At 63.4% G+C, this 13519-nt stretch carries 13 protein-coding genes; 9 read left to right on the top strand and 4 right to left on the bottom strand.

Annotated features, from left to right (window positions below):
- Positions 1 to 110: 110 nt before the first annotated feature.
- Complete coding sequence (locus tag LB577_RS26705; RefSeq protein ID WP_031258489.1) at positions 111 to 908, bottom strand: lytic transglycosylase domain-containing protein; 798 nt, start codon at positions 906 to 908, stop codon at positions 111 to 113.
- Between the two features lie 298 nt (positions 909 to 1206).
- Here LB577_RS26705 and LB577_RS26700 point away from each other — a divergent pair, with 298 nt between their 5' ends.
- From LB577_RS26700 to LB577_RS26675, 6 genes are all read left to right on the top strand, one after another.
- Positions 1207 to 2304: a putative zinc-binding metallopeptidase gene (locus LB577_RS26700; RefSeq protein WP_224689597.1), complete on the top strand. Its 1098-nt coding sequence runs from the start codon at positions 1207 to 1209 to the stop codon at positions 2302 to 2304.
- A 63-nt stretch (positions 2305 to 2367) separates the two neighbouring features.
- Positions 2368 to 2970, top strand: coding sequence for a DUF1236 domain-containing protein (locus LB577_RS26695; RefSeq protein ID WP_224689596.1), 603 nt, complete (start codon positions 2368 to 2370; stop codon positions 2968 to 2970).
- A 470-nt stretch (positions 2971 to 3440) separates the two neighbouring features.
- Positions 3441 to 5045: a signal recognition particle protein gene (ffh, locus tag LB577_RS26690; RefSeq protein WP_224689595.1), complete on the top strand. Its 1605-nt coding sequence runs from the start codon at positions 3441 to 3443 to the stop codon at positions 5043 to 5045.
- Between the two features lie 8 nt (positions 5046 to 5053).
- Entirely contained in the window at positions 5054 to 5395 is a 342-nt protein-coding gene (locus LB577_RS26685; protein ID WP_023768383.1) for a chorismate mutase, read from the top strand.
- A gap of 68 nt (positions 5396 to 5463) precedes the next feature.
- Positions 5464 to 5865, top strand: a complete 402-nt coding sequence (gene rpsP, locus LB577_RS26680; RefSeq protein ID WP_010912392.1) for a 30S ribosomal protein S16 — start codon at positions 5464 to 5466, stop codon at positions 5863 to 5865.
- Between the two features lie 197 nt (positions 5866 to 6062).
- Entirely contained in the window at positions 6063 to 6908 is an 846-nt protein-coding gene (locus LB577_RS26675) for an acyl-CoA thioester hydrolase/BAAT C-terminal domain-containing protein (protein WP_224689594.1), read from the top strand.
- 149 nt (positions 6909 to 7057) lie between these two features.
- On the opposite strand, the gene LB577_RS26670 is transcribed toward LB577_RS26675, so the two are convergent.
- Positions 7058 to 7321 (bottom strand): YMGG-like glycine zipper-containing protein, encoded by a 264-nt coding sequence (locus LB577_RS26670; protein WP_224689593.1) that lies wholly within the window; start codon positions 7319 to 7321, stop codon positions 7058 to 7060.
- A gap of 347 nt (positions 7322 to 7668) precedes the next feature.
- Here LB577_RS26670 and LB577_RS26665 point away from each other — a divergent pair, with 347 nt between their 5' ends.
- Positions 7669 to 8076: an ACT domain-containing protein gene (locus LB577_RS26665; RefSeq protein ID WP_224689592.1), complete on the top strand. Its 408-nt coding sequence runs from the start codon at positions 7669 to 7671 to the stop codon at positions 8074 to 8076.
- Positions 8077 to 8265: 189 nt separating this feature from the next.
- Here LB577_RS26665 and LB577_RS26660 read toward each other — a convergent pair whose 3' ends face one another.
- Positions 8266 to 9300 (bottom strand): aspartate-semialdehyde dehydrogenase, encoded by a 1035-nt coding sequence (locus LB577_RS26660; protein WP_013892196.1) that lies wholly within the window; start codon positions 9298 to 9300, stop codon positions 8266 to 8268.
- Between the two features lie 437 nt (positions 9301 to 9737).
- On the opposite strand from LB577_RS26660, the gene LB577_RS26655 reads away from it, so the two are divergent.
- Positions 9738 to 11600 carry a DEAD/DEAH box helicase gene (locus LB577_RS26655; protein WP_224689591.1) on the top strand — a complete coding sequence of 621 codons (1863 nt, stop codon included), beginning with the start codon at positions 9738 to 9740 and terminating at the stop codon, positions 11598 to 11600.
- A gap of 335 nt (positions 11601 to 11935) precedes the next feature.
- Positions 11936 to 12820 (top strand): GyrI-like domain-containing protein, encoded by an 885-nt coding sequence (locus LB577_RS26650; RefSeq protein ID WP_224689590.1) that lies wholly within the window; start codon positions 11936 to 11938, stop codon positions 12818 to 12820.
- A gap of 78 nt (positions 12821 to 12898) precedes the next feature.
- Here the strand turns inward: LB577_RS26650 and LB577_RS26645 are convergent, their stop codons facing one another.
- Positions 12899 to 13468, bottom strand: coding sequence for a DUF3291 domain-containing protein (locus LB577_RS26645; RefSeq protein ID WP_224689589.1), 570 nt, complete (start codon positions 13466 to 13468; stop codon positions 12899 to 12901).
- Between the last annotated feature and the right edge of the window lie 51 nt (positions 13469 to 13519).

The raw sequence follows: 13519 nt of genomic DNA, 5'->3' as shown, positions 1-13519 counted from the left end.
CAAGCGCTTGAAACGCGCACCATGTCTGGACATGCAAAACCCCCGAAGGTTGTGTCCAACTTTCGGGGGTCAGTTCACATGGCCGGGCTTTTGCCGAATAGATATTTCTATCAGTCGGCGTCGATCGCCGTGGCGATTTGGGCGATGGCCTGTTGATAGACGCTCGCGGAATTCCAGCCGGCAATCGCGCCCATATTCGCGTCCGCGCTCGCGCCGGCTCGCCAGCCGTGGCCTTTGAGGAAGTTGGCGGTGGAAGCGAGCGCCGTCGCCTTGTCGCGCAGATTCCCGCTGCCGACTGCATACTTCAGAACATTTCCGGGCAGGAACTGCGTGTGGCCGACCTCGCCATGCATGGCGCCGACCGACGAGGCGCTCAGCGCTCCGCGGTCGACCAGCTTCAGGGCCGCAATGGCATGCGGGTGAAAATAGTCCGGGCGGCGGCAATCGTAGGCCAGCGTCAAAATGGCGGAGACCGTGTTCTGGTTGCCCATGGAGGCACCGAACCCGGTTTCCATACCCCAGATGGCGAGCAACACGCCCGGCGACACGCCGTAGTTCCGCTCGATCTGGTTGAACAGCGCGGCGTTAGACTTCTTCAGCGCACGGCCCTTGGAAATGATCGCGGCCCCGCCACGGCGCTTCATGAAGGCTTCCACCGAGCCGCTGAAAGCCTTGTGGATTGCACGGTCGGCGGAGATCGTCCTTGTTGCGTAGGTGGCGCCGGCCAGGGCGGCCAGACCCTTCGAGCCGACACCTTCGGCCTTGGCATCCGCGGCAAAATCCTGTTTCCAGGCCTCGAAGCCGGCACCGGTCTTGCCGCAGCTGGATGCTGCCTGCGCGCCCGTTGCCAGCGCAAGTACCGCCACTACGGTGGCCGCTAAAATCCTACCCTTGGCAAGAAATGCCATGTTGTTCTCCTGGTTGCCTGATTCACGTCCCGCGCGAATTTGCCAGCGAAACATGCTCTTGTCACTGTCCCAGACGCGCCCTTTGTCGCTGTCTCGGACGTGCTCTTGTCACTGTCTCTACCGCAATGCTGGCGAATGCCGTGGAATTTGCCTACGATCAAGTGATTATTGTGGCGGGCGCGGCCGAAACCCCGCCGATCCTTCCACCATGTTGCTGAATGGTGTCACGGTCGGGAACGACGCCTGATGATCGGCGTTTGAACGACGTCCTTCCCCTGATCCGACGATTGAGACCGACATGAAACTTTTCGACTGCCCGCATTGCGGCCACCGTCTCTACTTCGAGAACGCCCGGTGCCTGAATTGCGGGAGTCTCGTGCTCTATGATCCCGGCCATGCCCGATTTGCCTTGTCGGGCGCCGACGGCGCCTTCCAGTGCACCAACGCCGACGAGTGCGCCTGCAACTGGATGACCGAACCCGGACAGGCTTTTTGCCGTGCCTGCGTGCTGAACCAGCTGATCCCCGATCTCTCGGTCGACGGCAATCGCCGCCGCTGGATCCGGGTCGAGGCGGCCAAGAAGCGCGCCATCTATTCGCTGCTCGCCTTCGGCCTGCCGGTCGCGCCCAAGCAGGCCCCCACCGACGAGATCGGCCTCGCCTTCGACTTCCTCGCCGATCCGATCGGCGGCGGCCCCGGCGGCGAACGGATCCTTACCGGCCACGACAATGGCCTGATCACGCTCAATGTCGCGGAGGCCGATTCCGCCGAGCGCGAGAAGCGCCGCGTCGAGATGGGTGAGAATTATCGCACGCTGCTCGGCCATTTCCGCCATGAGCTCGGCCATTATTACTGGGACCGACTGATCCGCGACGACCCGCAAAGGCTGGAAGCCTTCCGCGCCTTGTTCGGCGATGAACGCGCCGATTACGAACAGGCGCTGAAGACCTACTATGCCAACGGCGCGCCTCCCGACTGGCAGCAAAACCACATCTCGGCCTATGCCACCTCGCATCCGTGGGAGGACTGGGCCGAAACCTGGGCCCATCATCTGCACATCACGGACACGCTGGAGATGGTCCATGCGCTGAACTTCCCGCTCGGCCGGCTCGAGACAGTGGAAGCCAACGATCTGCCGCGAGGCGACACCGGCGGCGAACTGCAGGCAGCACCTTCGGAACCCGCAAACACGCCCGAGCCCTTCGACAAGATCCTTGCCCGTTGGCTGGTGCTGTCGGAAGCCTCCAACTCGATCAACCGCTGCATGGGCCTGCCCGACCTCTACCCCTTCGTCATTTCGGACGTCACGGCGCGGAAACTCACCTTCGTTCACGACCTTCTGACCGGTTTGCCGAAAGAACCGGGAACAAATCGTGAGTTGATGCAGGCGTTTTAGCCGGAACGCATGCGCCGCTGCGCCGTTTTTACCGCCGAGGGACCATGAAAACGGAGAGAAATCATGAAATCCGTATTGATTCCCGCGGTCGCCGGGATGCTGACCGTGATGTCGGGTTCAGCACTTGCCGATACCGCCGTCTCGGCGGTCACCGATCTCAACGTTCGCGCCGGCCCCGGGCCGCAATATCCGGTCATCGGCGTGCTCGCCGCCGGCCAGTCGGCAACGCTCAATGGCTGCATCGAAAACAGCAAATGGTGCACCATCGCCGAAGCCGGCGGCCAGGGCTGGGTCTATTCCGACTATGTGACGGCCGATTTCGGCGGCAGCCGGGTGGTGCTGACGCAGCGCCCGCACGGCTCCAGCGTCGCCGTCGTCTCGCCGCCGGAAGACATCGGCGACTACTCGACCGACTATACCGGAGCGATCGTCGCCGGCGAGCCGGTCGATGCCATCCCGCGGCCACCGGCCGAAGTCCGCACCTATGTCGATACGCATCGCCTCGACCCCGTCTATCTGGATGGCGAGGTGGTGACCGGGGCAACCTTGCCCGACACCGTCGAACTGCGCGAAATCCCGGACTATAACTACCGCTATGTCTATGTGAACGGTCAGCCGACGCTGGTCGACCCGCAGACGCGGCGCATCATGTACGTGGTGCGTTGATAGAGGCCGGCGGTCGCTGAAGCGGCCGCTGCGACTGCTCCCTTCTCCCCGTCTCTATACGGGGAGAAGGTGCCGGCAGGCGGATGAGGGGCAGCGCGGACCTGACGCAATTGCAGCCCTTGTCTTGACTCTTCGGCCGATTTCCTGTCTACACCCCTCGAATTCCGCGACGAGTATCCCTCCGAGCAAGCCGACCAGGACGCCGAAGCCTCTTTGAGGCCAAGTGCTGTAAATCGATCCTGGAGGCCAACATCCGGCAGCGCTGAGCGCCCCCGGGTGCTTTTTGGTTTTGGGCTTTGCTTTTGCTTGGACAGTTGGCGCGAACGCATTACCTCTCGGATCGAACCGAACCGAGATTGAAGGACGATCGATGTTTGAATCGCTACAGGAGCGCACAAGAGGCGTGGAGGGCCATCGGCCCGACAGGGATAACTATGAATCCAAGGCGCTCTCGCGCGGCGAGTTGACCAATGTTTGAGTCCCTGCAGGAGCGTCTTGGCTCCATCCTGAACGGCCTGACCGGCCGCGGCGCGCTGTCGGAGGCTGATGTCTCGGCAGCACTTCGCGAGGTGCGCCGTGCGCTGCTCGAGGCCGACGTGGCGCTCGAAGTGGTGCGCACCTTCACCGACAAGGTGCGCGAGAAGGCCGTCGGCGCCGCCGTGCTGAAGTCGATCAAGCCCGGCCAGATGGTCGTCAAGATCGTCCATGACGAGCTGGTCGACATGCTGGGCGCCGAAGGCGTCGCCATCGACCTCAATGCGCCGGCGCCCGTCGTCGTCATGATGGTCGGCCTGCAGGGCTCCGGCAAGACGACCACCTCGGCCAAGATCGCCAAGCGCCTGACCGAGCGCCAGAACAAGAAAGTCCTGATGGCCTCGCTCGACACGCGGCGGCCCGCCGCGCAGGAGCAGCTGCGCCAGCTCGGCGAGCAGGTCAAGGTGGCGACGCTGCCGGTCATTGCCGGCCAGAACCCCGTCGACATCGCCAAGCGCGCCGTCCAGGCGGCCAAGCTCGGCGGCCATGACGTCGTCATCCTCGACACTGCCGGCCGCACCCATATCGACGAGCCGTTGATGGTCGAGATGGCCGACATCAAGAAGGTGTCGAGCCCGCACGAGATCCTGCTGGTCGCGGATTCGCTGACCGGCCAGGACGCCGTCAACCTAGCGAAAAGCTTCGACGAACGCGTCGGCATCACCGGCCTTGTGCTGACCCGCATGGACGGCGACGGCCGCGGCGGCGCCGCACTTTCGATGCGCGCCGTCACCGGCAAGCCGATCAAGCTGATTGGTACCGGCGAAAAGATGGACGGGCTGGAGGAATTCCACCCCAAGCGCATCGCCGACCGTATCCTCGGCATGGGCGACATCGTCAGCCTGGTCGAGAAGGCCGCCGAGAACATCGACGCCGAGCAGGCGGCGGCGATGGCCAAGAAGATGCAGTCGGGCAAGTTCGACCTGAACGACCTCGCCCAGCAGCTTCAGCAGATGTCGAAGATGGGTGGCATGGGCGGCATCATGGGCATGATGCCGGGCATGGGCAAGATGAAGGACCAGATGGCCGCCGCCGGCCTCGACGACAAGATGTTCGGCCGCCAGCTCGCCATCATCTCCTCGATGACCAAGGCCGAGCGCGCCAATCCCGACATGCTCAAGCACTCGCGCAAGAAGCGCATCGCCGCCGGCTCCGGCACCGACGCGGCCGAGATCAACAAGCTCCTGAAGATGCATCGCGGCATGGCCGACATGATGAAGGCGATGGGCGGCAAGGGCAAAGGCGGCGGCCTGATGCGCGGCATGATGGGCGGCCTTGCCTCCAAGATGGGCCTTGGCGGCATGATGCCCGGCGGCCCCGGGGGGATGATGGGCGGCATGCCCGACCTTTCCAAGATGGACCCCAAGCAGCTTGAAGCCTTGCAGAAGAAGGCGCAGGCCGCAGGCCTTGGCGGCATGAAGGGCCTTCCTGGCGGTCTTCCTGGCGGTAGTGGCCTGCCCGGCCTGCCCGGCGGCATGAAACTTCCGGGGCTTCCGGGCCTCGGCGGCGGCGGGCTGCCCGGCCTCGGCAAGAAGAAGTGAGGGCCGCTATGAACGAAGAAAAAGACATGGCCGACGCACGCACCATCCTGGCCGGCTACCGCGCCTCGATCGACAACATCGATGCCGCCCTCATCCACATGCTGGCCGAGCGCTTCCGCTGCACCAAAGCGGTCGGCGTGCTGAAGGCCGAGCATGGCTTGCCGCCGGCCGATCCGGCGCGCGAGCAGCAGCAGATCGCCCGTCTTCGCCAGCTGGCGCATGACGCACATCTCGACCCCGATTTCGCGGAGAAATTCCTCAACTTCGTCGTCCGCGAAGTGATCCGACACCACGAACAGATCGCCGCTTCGAGCAGCGGCGGGACAAAAAATCCGCTGCCAACGGCGTGACGAAAACCGGCTGAGAAATCTCAGTTGAAATCCAATCAAACGAAATCAGAGCTTTTAGGAGAAAAGAAATGGCACTGAAGATCAGACTGGCCCGTGCGGGCTCGAAGAAGCGTCCTTACTACCACGTCGTCGTCGCCGACGCCCGTTCGCCACGCGACGGCCGGTTCATCGAGTCGCTCGGCTCGTGGAACCCGCTGCTGCCCAAGGACGGCGAGCGCGTCAAGGTCGACGCCGACCGCGTCAAGCATTGGCTGTCGCATGGCGCCCAGCCGACCGACCGCGTACTCCGCTTCCTCGACGAGGCCGGCCTCGCCAAGCGCGATGCCCGCTCCAACCCGAAGAAGGCCGAGCCGGGCAAGAAGGCGCAGGAGCGCGCCGCCCTGCTGAAGAAGGCGCAGGAAGACGCCGCTGCCGCCGTCGCGGCCGCTGCCGCGGCTCCGGCCGAGGCGGAAGCCGCCACCGCCGAGTAAAATATTGCTTCATCGCATCGACGAAACGGCGGGCCTGTGCCCGCCGTTTTGCTATCATCCGGCAATGCCATGGGGGCATTCAACGCATGTCGCCCAGAAGTGATCTCGGTTTTGGGGGGCGACATGCACAAAACAAAGACCTGAAGCGCGGCGCATGAATCCGTCTCGACGCGACACGCTTTAGGCTGATGGAGCGGATGGGCGAACGGGCAATCACGGAAGACATCCTGTCCGGTGGCGTTGCCGGAAAGCTGTTGCGCTGCACCGGCGCCACGACGGGCGTTGTCGTCTTGAGCGGATCCAGCGGCCGTGTCGACGTCGCTCGCGCCAGGCTGTTCGCCAGGGAGGGCGCGTCGGCGCTCGCGCTTCAGTGGTTTGGCGGCGAAGGCCAGGTTCGCGGCATCTGCGAGGTCCCTCTCGAGACGTTTTTCGCCGCAACAGACCATTTCGCCGGACTGGGATGCCGGCGCATCGTCTATGTCGGCACGTCCAAGGGTGCCGAAGCATCCCTGCTCGCGGCGGCCCATGACCCGCGCATCGATGCCGTGGTGGCGATCAGCCCGACATCGGTGGTCTGGGGAAACATCGGGCCGGGCCGCGATGGCATCGCCTGGCCTGAACGATCGTCGTGGACCCTGGAGGGGCTTCCATTGCCGTTCGTTCCAACCGACCCGAATTGGAACGCAAGCCATGTCGACGGCCTGGTGTCCTACCGAGGCCTCTTCGAGCACTGCCTGACAAATTTCTGGGAGGAAGCGGCCAGGGCCGCCATTCCGGTCGAGGCAATCCCGGCCGAGATCGTGCTGGTCGCCGGCGGCGACGATGCGCTTTGGCCATCTCTGGATTTCGCCGAAGCGATCGTTCAGCGCCGAAAGGATGCCGGAAAGGCCACACGCCTGGTTTCAGCGCCCGACGCTGGCCACCGCATCCTCTTGCCGGGGGAAACCACCTCAAGGTCGATATCGCACGCGCATGGCGGCAACGATCGCGCCGATGCGGATCTCGGCCGGGAAGCCTGGGATTACATCCGACAACTGCTCTGACTCTTTGTTCTGACGCAATTCCCAAGGGAAAGCGCTATGCGCTTTTCCCGGCCAAACCGTTTCACACTTGTCCTGGAATTGCTCTGATTATCCAATCACATGAAAACGGCGGGCCCGTGCCCGCCGTTTTGATCTCAGCCCTGAGGCGATCAATAGCCGCTCGGGCAGCGGTCGACATAGACCCGACCATAGCGGTCACGGTATCGGCACTGGCCGCTTTCGCTGGCATGGCCGATCAGTGCGCCGGCCACGGCACCGACCGCGCCCCCGACAACCGCGCCCTGCACCGGATCGCCCGCAACCGCGGCACCGACCGCGGCACCGCCAAGGCCACCCACGGCAGCGCCTTTTTCCGTCTGCGAACATGCGCCGAGCGCCGTCGCCAACACCAGAATGGTCAAGATTTTTCTCATCTTTCGTTCCTCTCACACGCGGATCGCCGTCTCGCCGCCTGGTTCTTAACTCTCAGACGGCTAATTTGATCCCGAGGAGAACAAAGATCGCGACGCCGCCTGCTCGAACAAGCGGTAGCGTGCCGCGCCGGTCATGCCTCGGTTTCGCGCTCCAGATGGCGAGGCCGACCTCGAAAATCCCAGCCAATCAGTGAATTTGGCTATTGGCGAAAGCGGAAGCGACGTCCGATCTCCCCTCGCTTGCGGGGGAAATGCCCAGGCAAAGGGGGGTGCTGTCCCTCCAGCCTCACATCGCGACTATCGGCATTCAACGCTCGCGGCTATGGATGCATCCAGGTGAGGAACAAATGACCGGCGAAACCGATCTAAAGACTTTGCTGGCATCGATGACGCCGGAATTGCTGGATGGCATTTATGTCTTCGCCACGCTGGCGCCTGGAATTCCCCGGCCGGAAGGCCTCGAACCGCTCATGATATTCCGCGAGCGCGAGGGCACGACGCTGATCGTGCCCGAGGCGGCGGCCCACGCCGCCGGGCTGGCCGCCTCGTTCCGCTGCCGGATGATCACGCTGAACATCCATTCGTCACTGGAAGCAGTCGGCTTCCTCGCCGCCATCACCACGCGGCTGGCAACTGCCGGCATGGGCGTCAATCCGGTCTCGGCTTTCTACCACGATCACCTGTTCGTGCCGGCGGAGCGGGCCGAGGAGGCAATGGAGTTGTTGCGGAAACTGGCCAAGGAGAACAGAGTTTAGCGCGGCGGCCAAAGCTGCCGATCTCCCCCCTCGTGGGGGGAGATCGGCCTTCATCAATGCCTTCGCAAATCTAACACCAATCGGCCGAGGGCCGAGCCCGCGACTGCGGGCCGCCGGTCGTCCGGCGCGCCCGCGCAGGGCCAGCCGCGCAAGCGGCGGTGCGGCCCGTGAGCGATAACCAAAGAGCCGTCAGGCCGCCTTCTTCTTCGGCTGGATCAGGCCGCGCTCGACCAGCAGCTCGGCGATCTGCACCGCGTTGAGCGCCGCGCCCTTGCGCAGATTGTCGGAGACGATCCACATCGACAGGCCGTTGTCGACGGTCGAATCCTCGCGGATGCGCGAGATGAAGGTGGCGTCTTCGCCGGCCGATTCCAGCGGCGTGATGTAGCCGCCGTCCTCGCGCTTGTCCAAGACCTGGCAGCCGGGAGCATCGCGCAGGATATCGCGCGCCTCGTCGGCGGTGATCGGCTTCTCGAACTCGATGTTGACCGCTTCCGAATGGCCGATGAATACCGGCACGCGCACGCAGGTCGCCGTCAGCTTGATCTTGGGGTCGAGCATCTTCTTGGTCTCGGCCACCATCTTCCACTCTTCCTTGGTGAAGCCGTCGTCGAGGAAGACGTCGATATGCGGGATGACGTTGAAGGCGATGCGCTTGGTGAACTTCTTGACGTCGACCTGGTCGGCGACGAACACCGCGCGTGTCTGCGTGAACAGCTCATCCATGCCTTCCTTGCCGGCGCCGGATACTGATTGATAAGTGGCGACGACGACACGCTTGATGGTGGCGGCATCGTGCAGTGGCTTCAGCGCCACGACCAGCTGCGCCGTCGAGCAGTTCGGGTTGGCGATGATGTTCTTGCGCGTGAACAGCGAGATCGCGTCCGGGTTCACTTCCGGCACGATCAGCGGCACGTCCTGGTCGTAGCGGAAGGCCGACGAATTATCGATGACCACGCAGCCCTGCTTGCCGATCTTCGGCGACCATTCCTTGGAGACGTTGCCGCCGGCCGACATGATGCAGATGTCGGTGTCGGAAAAATCATACTGGTCGAGCGTCCTGACCTTCAGCGTGCGGTCGCCGAACGACACTTCCGTGCCCTGGCTGCGCCGCGAGGCGAGCGCCACGACTTCGCTTACCGGAAAGCCGCGCTCTTCCAGTATGTTGAGCATTTCCCGACCCACATTGCCCGTGGCGCCGACGACTGCAACCTTGAAACTCATCGAAATCTCCTGTCCCTCTCCGCTTGGTTTTTGGAGAAAACCCGCCGGCCAATGCGGGTTCCGTCCCCCGGGCCGAACCCGGGAGAGGGTGGTTAGGCCAAGGGAATCACACCGTTTTGGTGGTGGTTTTGGCCATGGTTTTGCTGGAACGGACGGATGCGTCTGAGCGCCCAGCCCAATGCCTTACATTGTGGCTGGGGGCGTCGAATGCAAGAAGAGCCGTCAGAAGGCCGCGCATCGAAAACAATCCTGTTCGAAGCCGGCTTTTACGCGGTTTGTATCAGGAGTCAATCGGGCGAGGGGGAACGCCGGTGCCGCTTGCCCTGTACAAGAGCGGCGGCAGGAAGTACGAACGGCCAAGATTGTTTGGCTGGCGATGCCGGCCCCGGCTCGTGCTCCCATGATGAGCGCAGAACCTCGAATTCCGAAAGAGTAAGATGTCCAACTTCGAAGCACTTGTTCCCGCGCTGGCAAAGGCGCTGGAAAAACGCGGTTATTCCGACCTGACCCCGGTGCAGAAGGCGGTTCTGGAGCTCGGCCAGGCCGACGCGCTGGTGTCGGCGCAGACCGGATCCGGCAAGACCGTCGCCTTCGGCCTTGCCATGGCGCCGACGCTGCTCGACGGTGCGGAACGCTTTGCCCCAGCCACAGCGCCATTGGCGCTGGCGGTGGCGCCAACGCGCGAACTGGCGCTGCAGGTGACGCGCGAACTCGAATGGCTTTACGAGCTGACCGGCGCCACGGTGGCGTCCTGCGTCGGCGGCATGGACATGCGCACCGAGCGGCGCGCGCTGGAGCGCGGCGCCCACATCGTCGTCGGCACGCCCGGCCGGCTGCGCGACCACATAACCCGAAACTCGCTCGACATGTCGGCGCTGAAAGCCGTCGTGCTCGACGAGGCCGACGAGATGCTCGATCTCGGTTTTCGCGAGGATCTCGAATTCATCCTCGACGCAGCACCCGCCGAGCGCCGCACGCTGATGTTCTCGGCCACCGTGCCGCGCTCGATCGCCACGCTCGCCCAGGGCTATCAGCGCGATGCCGTGCGCATCTCGGCCGCCGGCGAGGAAAAACAGCATCTCGACATCGAATACCGGGCGCTCAGCGTCGCCCCGGCTGACCGCGAGAACGCCATCATCAACGTGCTGCGTTTTTATGAGGCGAAGAACGCGCTGGTGTTCTGCAACACGCGTGCCGCCGTCAATCATCTCACCGCCCGCTTCAACAACCGCAACTTTTCGGTCGTGGCGCTGTCCGGCGAGCTCAGCCAGAACGAGCGCAGCCATGCGCTGCAGGCGATGCGCGACGGCCGTGCCAAGGTGTGCATCGCCACCGACGTCGCGGCGCGCGGCATCGACCTGCCCAATCTCGAACTGGTCATCCACGCCGATCTGCCGACCAACCCTGAAACGCTGCTGCACCGCAGCGGCCGCACCGGCCGCGCCGGGCGCAAGGGCGTCAGCGCGCTGATCGTGCCCAACAGCGCCCGCCGGCGTACCGAACGCCTGCTGCAGAGCGCCAAGCTGACCGCGACATGGGCAAGCCCGCCATCGGCCGACGACGTGATCCGGCGCGACGACGAGCGCATCCTTGCCGATCCGGCCTTTCACGAGCCGGTCAAGGACGACGAGCGCGCCTTCATCGAGGCGCTTCTCAGCCAGCATGGCGCCGAGCGGGTGGCCGCCGCCTTCGTGCGCCAGTGCCGCGCCAGCCGCTCCGCGCCCGAGGATCTCATGGATGTCGCGCCGTTCACGCCCTCGCGTGAAAGACCGGCGGGCGAAGGTTTCGCGCGCCGCGACGAGGCGCCCAGCCGGCGCGACGATTTCGGCGCCAGCGTCTGGTTTTCGCTGTCGATCGGACGCCGGCAGAATGCCGAGCCGCGCTGGCTGATCCCGATGCTGTGCCGCACCGGCAACATCTCGAAGCGTGAGATCGGCGCCATCAAGATGCAGCCGGAAGAAACCTTCGTGCAGATCGCCGCCGACTGGGCCGATCGTTTCCTGACGGCGATCGGTCCCGACCGCAAACTCCAGGGCAACATCGTGGTCAAGCGGCTGGACGGCACGCCGGACCTGTCGCGGGCCGGCTACCAGCCGCCAAGCCCCGACAAGAAACCGCATCGCGGCAAGGCGCCGTTCGACCCCAACGCACCGAAGCACAAGTTCGAGAAACGTGCCCCGGCAGCCGAACGCCCCGCCGCCGCGCATGAGGCAAAGCCGTGGGCGAAGAAGCCGGGCAAGCCGAAATTCGACAATGCCGGCCCGCCGAAGCACAAGAAGGCGAAGAAGCGGCCAGTTTGAGCATGATGGCGAAAAGTGTGAAACGGGTTCCCGTCCGCAATCGCATCAAAGCCAAGAGATAGAGTGGGTTGCCGTTTCCGTGAAACGGTGAACTGCACTCGCGCTGTCGATCATTTGGATGTCGCCGCCTTGTGCTGCCGCGATGGCATCCATCATGCGGCCTCCGCCTTTCAGCAGCGCACAAAGCGATTGTGGCTGATCGTGCCCGGGCCGTCGCGCGCTGGCAGATCGCGCCATGGTGTCCAGGCCCCTGTTGATCCATGCCAAAATCGCAAGATCGGTCGAGCGCGACATATCCGGAAAGGCCTAGTTGGTGTCGCCACGGAGGAAGAGCGTTGAAGGCAGCACTTGAAAACTACCAAGCCCGAATGCAGCGGGTGCTGGACCACATCGACCAGCATCTGGATGACGATCTGGGCCTGGAGGCGTTGAGCGGTGTCGCGGCGTTCTCGAAATACCATTTCCATCGGCAGTTCACGTCCACCTTCGGATTGTCCGTGCATCGCTATGTCCAGCTCGCCCGCATGAAGCGTGCTTCGTACAGGCTTGCCGAAAGTGACACCCAAAGCGTCACCGATATCGCGGTGGATGCCGGTTATGACGCGCCGGATGCCTTCGCCCGCGCCTTTCGGCAACGGTTCGGACAATCGCCTTCGTCGTTCCGGAAATCTCCCGACTGGGGTTCGTGGCTTATGGCCTTCGGGCCTCTCGAAAAAGCAAGGAACACACTCATGCAGATAATTTTTGATCACGGCGACGTGACGATCCGCGATGTGCCCCCGACGCCGGTGGCGATCATGGAGCATCGCGGAGATCGGGCGACGCTCCAGGACACCATCCAGCGGTTCATCGCCTGGCGTAAGGCCGCGGGCTTGTCGCCCGAGACAAGCCCGACCTTCAACGTCTTCCGTTCCGAAAGAGAGCCTGCGGTCCCGGCTGACTACAGCATGGACATTTGTGCCGGGACCGACCAACCGATCGAGGCGAATGACGCACAGATGAAGGCTGGCGTGATCCCGGGCGGACGCTGTGCGGTGCTGCGTTACCCAGGCAATACCAACAATCTCGAACCCGCAGCACTTTACCTTTATCGTGAATGGCTTCCGGCGAGCGGCGAAGAAGCACGCGACTTTCCGATCTATTGCCAACGACACCTGTCCCACTTCCCGGAGGGGCCGCTACGCGAAGTGGTCGTTGAACTCTTTCTGCCTCTGAAATAGCTCGGCAGGGCAGCGGCCTGTCCCTTCCGACGGCAAGAAACGGACAGGCCGCTGTCACTCCATCTCGGCCATTCCGCATTATGAGTTCACGGTCTGGATCATTTGCTGCTGGCGTTCTTCATTCAAGCGCATGTTTTGCTTGACCACCTGGCTGTCGACTGTCGTCGAGCAGCCGTCTTCATCGAAACATGTCTTGAAATCGAAGGCAAAAGCGCTGGCCTTGTGGTCGTGGAGAAATTCGTGTCGGACCACGGCTTCCGTCCAGGTGGGCGTATAATCCCGCTCGACCCACCACAGCACATAGGGCGGGCAGGCGGGTTTGAGAAACCATTCTCGTCCGTGCCTCATCGCCTCCCTATGAATTCCGGCATAGGAGAATGCCATCGGCGATGCCAGGTCTTTCCACAGCGACAACGTCGATGGCGACCAACCGTCTCCACGTTCACTATAGAAGCGCGGAAAAACTTGCGTGCCCCAGCTTTCCGGACCAGGTTCCTCCTCATAGCCCGACCTTGCGATGAATCCCTCGCTCGTTTCGGCAATCAGAAAATTGCGATCGTTGCGGTCATGAAAACTCTGGTTCACGGGATCACTGGCTGGAGCACGGAATATGCCGAAAGTGTACAGGGCAAGTCTTTTGCTCTTCATTTTACCTCCGCCAAACAGCCCTGTTGCACTCGTTTTTCTCCATTGTTCCAG

It is taken from the genome of Mesorhizobium sp. B283B1A (assembly GCF_020165735.1).
GTDB classification, from domain to species: Bacteria; Pseudomonadota; Alphaproteobacteria; order Rhizobiales; family Rhizobiaceae; genus Mesorhizobium; species Mesorhizobium opportunistum.
This window is presented reverse-complemented; position numbering and strand designations above follow the sequence as displayed.

What these genes read in the sequence shown, in the direction of transcription:
- LB577_RS26705 (WP_031258489.1), bottom strand. Translation starts at nt 908, where the DNA reads ATGGCATTTCTTGCCAAGGGTAGGATTTTAGCGGCCACCGTAGTGGCG.
- LB577_RS26700 (WP_224689597.1), top strand. Translation starts at nt 1,207, where the DNA reads ATGAAACTTTTCGACTGCCCGCATTGCGGCCACCGTCTCTACTTCGAG.
- LB577_RS26695 (WP_224689596.1), top strand. Translation starts at nt 2,368, where the DNA reads ATGAAATCCGTATTGATTCCCGCGGTCGCCGGGATGCTGACCGTGATG.
- ffh (WP_224689595.1), top strand. Translation starts at nt 3,441, where the DNA reads ATGTTTGAGTCCCTGCAGGAGCGTCTTGGCTCCATCCTGAACGGCCTG.
- LB577_RS26685 (WP_023768383.1), top strand. Translation starts at nt 5,054, where the DNA reads ATGAACGAAGAAAAAGACATGGCCGACGCACGCACCATCCTGGCCGGC.
- rpsP (WP_010912392.1), top strand. Translation starts at nt 5,464, where the DNA reads ATGGCACTGAAGATCAGACTGGCCCGTGCGGGCTCGAAGAAGCGTCCT.
- LB577_RS26675 (WP_224689594.1), top strand. Translation starts at nt 6,063, where the DNA reads ATGGGCGAACGGGCAATCACGGAAGACATCCTGTCCGGTGGCGTTGCC.
- LB577_RS26670 (WP_224689593.1), bottom strand. Translation starts at nt 7,321, where the DNA reads ATGAGAAAAATCTTGACCATTCTGGTGTTGGCGACGGCGCTCGGCGCA.
- LB577_RS26665 (WP_224689592.1), top strand. Translation starts at nt 7,669, where the DNA reads ATGACCGGCGAAACCGATCTAAAGACTTTGCTGGCATCGATGACGCCG.
- LB577_RS26660 (WP_013892196.1), bottom strand. Translation starts at nt 9,300, where the DNA reads ATGAGTTTCAAGGTTGCAGTCGTCGGCGCCACGGGCAATGTGGGTCGG.
- LB577_RS26655 (WP_224689591.1), top strand. Translation starts at nt 9,738, where the DNA reads ATGTCCAACTTCGAAGCACTTGTTCCCGCGCTGGCAAAGGCGCTGGAA.
- LB577_RS26645 (WP_224689589.1), bottom strand. Translation starts at nt 13,468, where the DNA reads ATGAAGAGCAAAAGACTTGCCCTGTACACTTTCGGCATATTCCGTGCT.